We start from the raw sequence: 10012 nt of genomic DNA, 5'->3' as shown, positions 1-10012 counted from the left end.
GCTGAGATCGCCGCCGACGGAGAAGAACCGGCCCTCGGCGGCGAGCACGATCACCCGGGCGCCGTCGGCCTTCGCCCGCAGCACGGCGGCGAGCAGCTGCTCGGCCATCGCGGGGTGCAGCGGGTTGCCGCGGTCGCCCTCGACGAACGTGATCCGGGCGGCGCCCTCGGCGAGCGCGTAGTCGACGTACTTCTCGGTCATCGTGTCCCTTCCGGGGGTTCGGGTCAGGCCGCGCAGTCGGAGGTGTCGACCTCGGAGTCGCTGGCGCGACCCTCGTCGGCGCTGTCGGCGACCTGCTCGGCCGTCAGTGCGTAGCCGGTGTCCGGGTCCTCGACCGACGCGGCGAAGACCACGCCGGCGACGTCGCCGGACGGTGTGATGATCGGGCCGCCGGAGTTGCCGGGGCGCACCAGTCCGCGCAGCGAGAAGACGTCACGGAGCACGGTGCCCATGCCGTAGATGTCGGGCGAGCGCAGCGTCGGGTTGGCGCGGATCCGGCCCGGCTGCACGTCGAACGGCCCGTCCTGCGGGTAGCCGACGATCGCGACCGGGTCCTCGGCCTCGACCGACTCGTCGAACTGCAGGATCGGCGCGTCGCCCGTGTCGACGCTGAGGACCGCGATGTCGAGCTCGGGGTCGTAGAGCACGACCCGGGCCAGCTCGGTGCCGCCGTCGATCTCGACCTCGGGGTCGTCGACGCCGGCGACGACGTGGGCGTTGGTCATCACCCGGTCGACCGCGAAGACGAAGCCGGTGCCCTCGACGCCGCGACCGCAGTCGTTGGCGCCGCGGATCTTGAGGATGCTGTCCTCGGTGGCGAGCACCTGGGGGTCGCTCTTGAGCCGGTCGGGGCCGGGCGCGACGTTGACGATCCGCTCCGGCGAGAACGGCTCGAGGTAGCGCGGGAAGAACCCGGTGCCGACGACCTGGTTGAAGGCCTGCAGCACGTTGGGCGCGGACGCCGGGAGCGCCGCGTTGACCCGGCCGAGGACCCAGGAGCTGCGGACCTGCTCGGTGACGCCGTTGATCCGGGTGCCGGAGATCGCGTAGCCGAGCGCCCACGCGACGAGCAGCACGGCCACCGCCGAGAGCGCCGCGCCGCCGACCGCGTCGACTGCGCGGACCGGCTGCCAGGTGATCTGCTCACGGACCCGGGCCCCGGCGTACTGCATCAGCGCCTGGCCGAGCGAGGCGCACAGGATGACGATGAAGAGCGCGCCGAGCGAGACGCCGAGGGACGGCTCGGAGCCGCCGAGCACCAGCGGTGCGACCCAGATGCCGAGGAAGCCGCCGAGCAGCAGGCCCACCGTCGCGAAGGCGCCGGTGACGAAGCCCTGCCAGTAGCCGGAGAGCGCGTAGGCGAGCACGAGGACGACCAGCAGCCAGTCGAGCAGGTTGAGACCCATCAGGCGCCGCCCCCTCTCTCGTCCGGCTCCAGGATGTCAAGGCTGTCGGGCTCGCCGTCGTCGGCCTCGTCGACGCGACGCTGGTACTCGGCCAGCATGTAGTCGGGCAGGTCGTGGACCGGCGGCTCCGCGACCGGCGGCAGCCACCCGAGGAAGTCGAAGAAGCGGGTGATGATCCCGCCCGTGAAGCCCCAGAGGATGACGTCGAGGTCGTCGCCGATGAGGAACCCCGGCCCGGTCCAGCCGCTCGGGTGGCGCACGGCGATCCGGCGGTCGGGGGCGAACAGCTCGTCGAGCACGACCCGGTGGATCTCGTGCACCTCGTCGGGCGAGGCGACCTCGACCGGGTGGCTCTCGCGCCACCAGCCGAGCACCGGGGTGACCGCGAAGTTCGACGGCGGCAGCCACAGCTCGGGCAGCGCGGCGAACACCTCGACCCCGGCCGGGTCGACACCGATCTCCTCCTGTGCCTCCCGCAGCGCCGCCTCGACCGCGGTCTCGCCCGGGTCGATCGTGCCGCCGGGGAAGGAGACCTGGCCCGGGTGGGACCGCATGTCATGGGCGCGCTCGGTCAGCAGCAGGTCGCCGCGGCCGTCCTCCTCGCCGAACAGCATGAGCACCGCGCCCCGCCGCGGGTCAGAACCCTCCGGCGGCAGGAACGCCGTCAGGTCGCTGCCCTGGATCGCATTGGCCGCCTCGGCGACCGGCAGCAGCCAGTCGGGCAGGTCGTCGGGTACGGCGAACGCCGGTTGGTCGCTCACGCCGGACTCCGCTCGAGCTCGATGCCGAGGTTGGCCTCGGCGAGCTCCACGACCTCGTCGAGGGTCTCGACCCCGCCCGCGGCGATCTTGACCGAGCCGTCCTCGCGGACGAAGACGAAGGTCGGCAGGCCGCTGATGATCAGGTCGGTGCCCTCGAGGTCGCCGCAGGCGTCCACGAACGACGGGTAGGTCACGCCGCTTCGCCGGGCGAGGTCGAGGGCCGCTCCTGGGTAGGTCTCCAGGTAGTCGACCCCGACGACGGGGACCTGGTCGCCGTACTGCTCGTGGAACGCCTGCAGGGCAGGCATCTCCTCGACGCACGGCGGGCAGTTCGAGGCCCAGAAGTTGATGACCGCCGGGCCCTCGATGTCGGCGAGGGACCCCGCGGTGCCGCCGCCGAGGCACGCCAGCTCGACGTCGGGGAGGTCGGCGTCGCCGCCCTCGGCCGAGCAGTCGGCGATGCCGGCGTCGGCCTTGAGGTCGCGCAGCTCCTGGGTGTCGACGTCGACGTTGCAGCCCGCCGCGGTCTCGCCCTGGTCGCAGCCGCTGAGGAGGACCGCGACGGCAACCAGCGCCAGCAGCCCCGGTGGTCGAGGAGGTCGCGCAGCGACCGTCACGAGACCCCGCATCAGTTGGGACCCTCAGTGCGGACCAGCTTCTGCGCCTCGGCCGGGTCGGTCTGTCCCTCGCCGAACGAGGGGCACCAGCGGGCGACCGGGCAGGCCCCGCAGGCCGGCTTCTTGGCGTGGCAGACCCGGCGGCCGTGCCAGATCACGTGGTGGCTGAGCATGGTCCAGTCGCGCTTGGGGAAGAGCGCGCCGACGGCGTGCTCGGCCTTCACCGGGTCGGTCTCCTGGGTCCACCCGAACCGGCGGGCGAGCCGGCCGAAGTGGGTGTCGACGGTGATGCCGGGGATGCCGAACGCGTTGCCGAGCACCACGTTGGCGGTCTTGCGGCCGACCCCGGGGAGGGTGACCAGGTCGTCGAGCCGCGGTGGGACCGCGCCGTCGTACCTCTCGACGAGGGCTGCGCTGAGCTTGAGCAACGACTCGGTCTTGGCGCGGAAGAAGCCGAGCGGGCCGATGATCTGCTCGAGATGGGCGCGGTCGGCCGCTGCCATCGCCTTGGCGTCGGGGTAGGCCGCGAACAGCGTGGGCCGGACCAGGTTGACCCGCTTGTCGGTCGTCTGCGCGCTGAGCACGGTCACGACCAGCAGCTCGAACGGGTTGTCGAAGTCGAGCTCGCACTTGGCGTCGGGATAGGTGTCCGCGAGCACCCGGTCGATCTTCCTCGCCCGGCGGACGAGGCCGGTCGGCGTCTCCGCCTCCGTCGTGATCACCCGCACGCGGCCAGCCTACGGGTAGCCGCAGACAGGCCAGGCGGTCGCGGCCGCTAGGTGTGAGGTGGGCCACTGGCTAGGATGCGGGCTGACGTTGCGCGCACCACACGCGTTCGTCCGACCGGCCTCGTCTGGGGGCGCCGGCTCGCCGTACCGAATCCTTGGAGGAACCGTGGACAACGACGTGCTCCGTCAGGCCCCGCTCTTCAGCGCGCTCGACGACGAGGCCGCGTCGGCACTGCGGTCGTCCATGTCCGAGACCCGGCTGCGGCGGGGCGAGGTGCTCTTCCACGAGGGCGACAGCGGCGACAAGCTCTACATCGTGCTCGACGGCAAGGTGAAGCTCGGGCGCACCTCCTCCGACGGCCGCGAGAACCTGCTGGCGATCCTCGGGCCCGGCTCGATGTTCGGCGAGCTCTCGCTCTTCGACCCGGGCCCGCGGTCCGCGACGGTGACCGCCGTGACCGACGCCGAGTTCGTCTCGCTGTCCCACGAGGACCTGCTGCGCTGGCTCGACGGCCGCCCGGCCGTCGCCCGTGGCCTGCTCACCCAGCTCGCCGGCCGGCTGCGCAAGGCCAACGACGTGGTGGCCGACCTGGTGTTCTCCGACGTCCCCGGCCGGGTCGCCAAGGCGCTGCTCGACCTCGCCGAGCGCTTCGGCCGTACGGCGGACGACGGCGTGCACGTGCACCACGACCTCACCCAGGAGGAGCTGGCCCAGCTGGTCGGCGCGTCCCGCGAGACGGTCAACAAGGCGCTCGCCGACTTCGCGTCCCGCGGCTGGCTCCGTCTCGAGCCCCGCTCGGTCGTCATCATGGACATGGAGCGGATGACCCGACGGGCCCGCTAGGCCGTCCCGTGGTGCTCAGCGGCGAGGAGGTGCTCGTCGACGACCGCGCGGGCTGGCGGTCCTGGCTGACCCAGTGGCACGCCACCGAGCCGGCGGCCTGGGTGGTGCTGACCAAGAAGGGCGGCACCGTGACGGCGCTGACCTACGAGGAGGCCGTGCTCGAGGCGCTCTGCTTCGGCTGGATCGACGGCCAGGGCCGCAGCCGCGACGCCGAGACCACCTTCATCCGGTTCACGCCCCGTGGGCCGAAGAGCAAGTGGTCGCCCTCCAACGTCACCCGGGTCGCGNTTCCCGATCGGGGTCGGTCGGGGTCGATCGGGGACGCGACTGCGCCGTACACCCGGACGCGGATGTAACACGCTGTTCGTCGAGCTGGGAGACCGTTGCCGTCGCTTCGGCCCCGATGCAACGGTCTCCCACCGACGCGACGGGTCGCCCAGATCCGCGAACAGCGTGTGACAGCCGCGCCCGCCCCGCCAGATCCGCGAACAACGTGTGACAGCCGCCTTCGCCCCGCCAGATCCGCGAACAGCGTGTTACAGCCGCGTCCGGCCAGCAGGGGCAGCCCGCCGGCGAGGGGGCAGCGTCAGGAACGGGCGAGGTACGACAGCTGGGCGCGCACCGACCACTCGGCGGCGCCCCAGAGGGACTCGTCGACGTCGTCGTAGACGACCTCGACCACCTGGCGGGGAAGGGTGGGGTGCTCGGCGACGTCGGGGGGCAGGTGGGCCGGGGTGAGGCCGAGTCGGGTCAGGGCGGCTTCGACTTGGGCGAGCCGCTCCCGGCGGTGGACGGCGTAGTAGTCGAGCACCCCGGCGGCGTCGGTCAGCACCGGCCCGTGGGCGGGCCACAGCGTGTCGACGAGGCCGTCGGTCACCAGCGCCCGCATCCGCTCGATCGAGGCGAAGTAGCCGCCGAGGTCGCCGTCGGGGTGGACGATCACGGTCGTGCCGCGGCCGAGCACCATGTCGCCGGTCAGCAACGCCCGGTCGTCGGGCACCAGCAGCGAGATCGAGTCGGCGGTGTGACCCGGCGTGGTGAGCACCTCGGCCCGCATCCCGGAGACGTCGATGACCTCGCCGTCGGTCACGGGTTCCGAGCGCCAGCACAGCTCCGGGTCGAGCGCGCGTACGCCGCAGCCCATCCGCTCCGCGAACGCCCGCGCGGCCTCGGTGTGGTCGATGTGGTGGTGGGTGACCACGACGTACTCCACCCGGCCGGCCGCAGCCGCGACCGCGTCGAGGTGCGCGTCGTCGAGCGGTCCCGGATCGACCACGACCGACCGCTCGGCGCCCGGCTCGCGCAGCACCCAGGTGTTGGTGCCGTCGAGCGTCATGATCCCGGGGTTGGGTGCGAGCACACAGCGACCACGGTCGCCGTACGCACCGCCTGCCCAGGGCTCGTCCACGGCCGCTCAGCCCCTCCGCGCGGCCACCAGCGGCCGCAGCGCGTCGGGCATCGACAGCGTCCAGCCCTCGCCCAACGGTTCGACCGCCGGCGTGAACATGTCCACGGTGCGCCCGTCGGCGGGCGCCACCACCGCCTCCACGGTGGCGTGGGTGCCCACCTCCAGACAGGTGAGGTACGTCGGCGGCAGCATCGCGAGCTCGCCCGCGTCGGCCGCGGCGGCCGCGCCGTCGGCGGACATCCACACCACCTCCGACGACTCGGTCGACACGTCGCGGGTGCGCTGGCCCTCGGGCAGGAGGGCGACGAAGAACCAGGTGCGGTAGCGCTTCGGCTCGAAGACGGGCGTGAGCCAGCCGCTCCAGGTGCCGAGCAGGTCGGTGCGCAGCACCAGCCCGCGCCGGGTGAGGAAGTCGGTCATCGACAGCGCACGCGACTCCAGGGCGACCCGGTCGGCCTCCCACTCCTCGCCCGTGGTGTCGGCGACCACGGTGTCGGACGACTCGCCGGCGAGCAGCACGCCCGACTCTTCGAACGTCTCGCGCACGGCGGCGCACACCAGCGCGCGGGCCACGTCGGCGTCGGTGCCGAGCCGGGCGGCCCACTCCTCGGCGGACGGCCCCGCCCACGCGACGGTCGCGTCGTGGTCGCGCGGGTCGACACCGCCGCCCGGGAAGACGCACATCCCTCCCGCGAAGTCCATCGACACGTGGCGCCGCAGCAGGTAGACCTCCGGCTGGTGGTCCGCCCCCGGCCGCAGGAGTACGACGGTCGCGGCGTTGCGCGGCTCGGCCGCCTGACGCGTGCCGTCGTCGTACTCCTTGGCCAGCGCGGCGAACTCGTCCGGCAGCGGCACCGGAGGCAGCGGGATGATCACCCGAGGATCTCCGCGGTGACCTCGACCTCGACCGGGGCGTCGAGCGGCAGGACGGGGACGCCGACCGCCGACCTGGCGTGGATGCCGGCGTCGCCGAAGACCTGGCCGAACAGCTCGGACGCACCGTTCGCGACCCCCGGCTGGCCGGTGAAGTCGGGCGTCGAGGCCACGAACGCGACAACCTTGACGATGCGGACCGAGGCCAGGTCACCGACGACCGAGCGGATCGCCGCGATCGCGTTGAGCGCGCACTGCTGGGCACACTCGGTCGCCTGCTCGGGCGTGATCTCGGCGCCCACCTTGCCGGTCGCCATCAGCGCCCCGTCGCGCATCGGCAGCTGGCCGGCGGTGTAGACGAACGAGCCGGCCCGGACCGCCGGGACGTAGGCCGCCACCGGGGTCGGGACCACCGGGACGCTCAGACCGAGGTCGGCGAGCCGCTCCTCGGGTCCCTTGTCGTCGGTCATGGCTCAGCCCTCGACGGGACGCTTGAAGTAGGCGATGTCGTTGCCGCCCCGGCCCGGGATGAGCGTGACGAGCTCCCACCCGTCCTGGCCGAAATTGTTGAGGATCTGCGCCGCGACGTGATTGAGGACGGGCGCCACCTGGTACTCCCACTTGGTCATGCCCGCACCCTAGTCGGCGGCCGGCGGCGGCCGTCGGGGTGTGGCTGCGGTCACAGGGGGTCCCCGGATGTGCCACGATGCGGGGCGTGAGCCTCGACAACGCAGTCTGGCTGCTCACCGGTCTGGCCGCGGTCGTCGTACTTCTGACCAGGATGCGGTTGTCCACGGAGCAGCATCAATCGGGTCACGCGCTGGTGCCTCTCGCGATCGTGAACACCCACACCGCGGTCGGAGTCCTGGCCCTGGGCGTGTGGGTCTTCTACCTCACCTCGCCCGACGACCTCGTGGGCCTCCTGGCGCTGGTCGCGTGGTGGATCGAGGTGGCGCTCGGCGTCCTCATCCTGCTGCGGTGGCTGCCGCGGTCCGGCAAGCACGCGGCCGACACGACGGGCGACAGCTGGGCCGACGGTCCGGCGCTGTCGATCCTCGGGCACGTCGGCATGCTGCTCGGCGTTTCCTTCTTCACCTGGATCGTCATCGCGGACAAGCTCGCCGGCTGACGCACCCGGCTCGCTAGGCTGCCACGGTGAGCGACTGGTCGAAGGTGCAGCTGCACGTGGTCACCGGCAAGGGCGGCACGGGCAAGTCGACGGTCGCGTCGGCCCTCGCCCTCGCCCTCGCGCACAAGGGCAAGAACGTGCTCCTCTGCGAGGTGGAGGGACGGCAGGGCATCGCCCGGATGTTCGACGTCGACCCGCTCCCCTACGGCGAGCGCCGGCTCACGACCGGGCTCCCGGACGCCGACGGCGGTCGCGGCGTGGTCTACGCCCTCCACATCGACGCCGAGTCGGCGCTGCTGGAGTACCTCTCGATGTACTACCGGCTGGGCCGCGCCGGGCGGGCCCTCGACCGGTTCGGCGTCATCGAGTTCGCGACCACCATCGCACCCGGTGTCCGCGACGTGCTGCTGAGCGGCAAGGTCTACGAGGCGGTCCAGCGCAACAGCCGCAACAAGGGCGCGATCGACTACGACGCGGTGGTGCTCGACGCCCCGCCCACCGGTCGGATCGCCCAGTTCATCAACGTCGGCGGCGAGGTCGGCGGACTCGCGAAGGTGGGCCCGATCAAGACCCAGTCCGACACGATGATGAAGCTCTTCCAGTCGCCGCAGACCGCCGTGCACCTGGTCACCCTGCTCGAGGAGATGCCGGTCCAGGAGACCATCGACGGCATCGCGGAGCTGAAGAAGGACCGGCTCCCGGTCGGCGGGGTCGTCGTCAACATGGTGCGGCCGCGCGACCTGACGGCCGACGCCCTCGCGGCCGCCCGCGCCGGCACCCTCGACCGCGGCGCGATCGAGGCCGAGGTCAAGGCCGCCGGCATCGAGGTGACGCCGACCCTCGTCGACGACCTGCTCCTCGAAGCGCGCGAGCACGCCGAGCGCCGGGCGCTCGAGGACGAGCAGCGCGAGGTGGTGCGCGGTCTCGGCGTCCCCACCTACGAGCTCCCCCGGATGACCGGAGGGGTCGACCTCGGCGCGCTCTACGAGTTCGCCGGGCTGCTGCGCGAGCAAGGGATGGCGTGATGGCACGGCGTACGACGGAGCACCAGACCCGGGTCGGACCGACCTCCCCGAGCGGCCGGCGGGCGGGCCCGCTCGACGTCGACGCGATGCTCGCGGACCGGCGCACCGGGATCATCGTCTGCTGCGGTTCGGGCGGCGTGGGCAAGACGACCACGTCCGCGGCACTCGCGCTGCGGGCCGCGGAGCAGGGGCGCAACGTCGTCGTGCTCACGATCGACCCGGCGCGCAGACTCGCCCAGTCGATGGGGATCGAGGCCCTCGACAACACCCCGCGGCCGGTGACCGGGGTGGTCCCCAGCTCGGGAGGGGAGGCCGGCCGGCTGGACGCGATGATGCTGGACATGAAGCGCACCTTCGACGAGGTGGTCGAGTCGCAGGCCAGCCCGGAGAAGGCGCAGCAGATCCTCGCCAACCCGTTCTACATCGCGCTGTCGAGCTCGTTCGCGGGCACGCAGGAGTACATGGCGATGGAGAAGCTCGGCCAGATCCACCGGGACGCGAAGAAGACGGGCACCTACGACCTGATCGTGGTCGACACGCCCCCGTCCCGCTCCGCGCTGGACTTCCTCGACGCCCCCGAGCGGCTGTCGAGCTTCCTCGACGGCCGGTTCGTGCGGCTGATGATGGCGCCCGCGCGCGGGCCGGCGAAGCTGATGACGGCCGGCTTCAGCCTGATCACCAACTCGCTGACCAAGATCCTGGGCGCCCAGTTCCTCAAGGACCTGCAGACGTTCGTGACCGCGCTCGACACGGTCTTCGGCGGGTTCCGGCAGCGGGCCCAGCAGACCTACTCGCTGCTCCAGGCCGACGGTACGGCGTTCCTCGTCGTGGCCGCCCCCGAACCGGACGCGCTGCGCGAGGCGGCGTACTTCGTCGAGCGGCTGAGTGAGGACGGGATGCCGCTGGCCGGGCTGATCGTCAACCGGGCGAGCCCGGCGCCGGAGAGCAAGCTCGCCGCCGAGGAGGCGCTGGCGGGCGCCCGCCGGCTCCAAGGGGACGGCAGCGGCTCGGTCGCGGCCGCGCTGCTGCGCCTGCACGCCGACCAGGTCCGGTTGGTCGAGCGGGAGCGCGAGCTGCGCGATCGGTTCGCGACGGCGCACCCGCAGGTGCCGACGGCCGTCGTACCTGCGCTCCCCGGCGACGTCCACGACCTCGACGGGCTGCGTCAGATCGGCGACCTGCTGGCCGACTCCGCGTCGGCCGGCTGAGTCGCGTCGGCGA

Annotated in this window: 13 protein-coding genes and 1 pseudogene; 5 read left to right on the top strand and 9 right to left on the bottom strand. The window is 72.5% G+C overall.

All coding sequences use genetic code 11. The annotated features are described in order from the left end of the window. From H0488_RS08470 to nth, 5 genes and pseudogenes are all read right to left on the bottom strand, one after another. Window positions 1-201 (bottom strand): annotated as a pseudogene (locus H0488_RS08470) (enoyl-CoA hydratase/isomerase family protein); the annotation flags it as partial. A 23-nt stretch (window positions 202-224) separates the two neighbouring features. Further along, window positions 225-1406 carry a MarP family serine protease gene (locus H0488_RS08465; protein ID WP_183098843.1) on the bottom strand — a complete coding sequence of 394 codons (1182 nt, stop codon included), beginning with the start codon at window positions 1404-1406 and terminating at the stop codon, window positions 225-227. After that, the gene (locus H0488_RS08460) at window positions 1406-2167 is read right to left on the bottom strand and encodes an NUDIX hydrolase (RefSeq protein ID WP_183098842.1); all 762 of its coding nucleotides are present in this window, start codon (window positions 2165-2167) and stop codon (window positions 1406-1408) included. The genes H0488_RS08465 and H0488_RS08460 overlap by 1 nt, the downstream gene beginning before the upstream one ends. Then, complete coding sequence (locus H0488_RS08455; RefSeq protein ID WP_183098841.1) at window positions 2164-2796, bottom strand: TlpA family protein disulfide reductase; 633 nt, start codon at window positions 2794-2796, stop codon at window positions 2164-2166. Before H0488_RS08455 ends, H0488_RS08460 begins: the two co-directional genes overlap by 4 nt. Next, entirely contained in the window at window positions 2796-3506 is a 711-nt protein-coding gene (gene nth / locus H0488_RS08450; RefSeq protein WP_376768460.1) for an endonuclease III, read from the bottom strand. The genes H0488_RS08455 and nth overlap by 1 nt, the downstream gene beginning before the upstream one ends. A gap of 172 nt (window positions 3507-3678) precedes the next feature. Here nth and H0488_RS08445 point away from each other — a divergent pair, with 172 nt between their 5' ends. After that, entirely contained in the window at window positions 3679-4356 is a 678-nt protein-coding gene (locus H0488_RS08445) for a Crp/Fnr family transcriptional regulator (protein ID WP_183098839.1), read from the top strand. Between the two features lie 8 nt (window positions 4357-4364). After that, window positions 4365-4712, top strand: coding sequence for a hypothetical protein (locus H0488_RS25400; protein WP_183098838.1), 348 nt, complete (start codon window positions 4365-4367; stop codon window positions 4710-4712). A 230-nt stretch (window positions 4713-4942) separates the two neighbouring features. Here H0488_RS25400 and H0488_RS08435 read toward each other — a convergent pair whose 3' ends face one another. From H0488_RS08435 to sp36, 4 genes are read right to left on the bottom strand one after another with little or no spacing between them, the layout of a single operon-like run. Next, window positions 4943-5764 carry an MBL fold metallo-hydrolase gene (locus tag H0488_RS08435; protein WP_312856252.1) on the bottom strand — a complete coding sequence of 274 codons (822 nt, stop codon included), beginning with the start codon at window positions 5762-5764 and terminating at the stop codon, window positions 4943-4945. Between the two features lie 6 nt (window positions 5765-5770). Next, the gene (locus H0488_RS08430; RefSeq protein WP_183098837.1) at window positions 5771-6640 is read right to left on the bottom strand and encodes an NUDIX hydrolase; all 870 of its coding nucleotides are present in this window, start codon (window positions 6638-6640) and stop codon (window positions 5771-5773) included. Continuing rightward, the gene (locus H0488_RS08425) at window positions 6637-7107 is read right to left on the bottom strand and encodes a RidA family protein (RefSeq protein WP_183098836.1); all 471 of its coding nucleotides are present in this window, start codon (window positions 7105-7107) and stop codon (window positions 6637-6639) included. Before H0488_RS08425 ends, H0488_RS08430 begins: the two co-directional genes overlap by 4 nt. A gap of 3 nt (window positions 7108-7110) precedes the next feature. Continuing rightward, window positions 7111-7266: a Sp36 family protein gene (gene sp36 / locus H0488_RS08420; protein ID WP_183098835.1), complete on the bottom strand. Its 156-nt coding sequence runs from the start codon at window positions 7264-7266 to the stop codon at window positions 7111-7113. Between the two features lie 86 nt (window positions 7267-7352). On the opposite strand from sp36, the gene H0488_RS08415 reads away from it, so the two are divergent. The 3 genes from H0488_RS08415 (at window position 7353) to bagB (ending at window position 9999) form a co-directional block, all read left to right on the top strand. Next, complete coding sequence (locus H0488_RS08415) at window positions 7353-7766, top strand: hypothetical protein (RefSeq protein WP_183098834.1); 414 nt, start codon at window positions 7353-7355, stop codon at window positions 7764-7766. 26 nt (window positions 7767-7792) lie between these two features. Continuing rightward, a complete protein-coding gene (gene bagA / locus H0488_RS08410; protein ID WP_183098833.1) occupies window positions 7793-8791 on the top strand; it encodes an ATPase BagA in 999 nt (332 codons plus the stop codon). Window positions 8792-8877: 86 nt separating this feature from the next. Beyond that, on the top strand, window positions 8878-9999 hold the full coding sequence (gene bagB / locus H0488_RS08405) for an ArsA family ATPase (protein WP_246371641.1): 1122 nt from the start codon (window positions 8878-8880) through the stop codon (window positions 9997-9999). Window positions 10000-10012: the final 13 nt, after the last annotated feature.

It is taken from the genome of Nocardioides pelophilus, from assembly GCF_014180685.1.
Lineage (GTDB): Bacteria > Actinomycetota > Actinomycetes > Propionibacteriales > Nocardioidaceae > Nocardioides > Nocardioides pelophilus.
The sequence above is the reverse complement of the archived record's forward strand: the minus strand, read 5'-3'. Positions and strand labels throughout refer to the sequence as shown.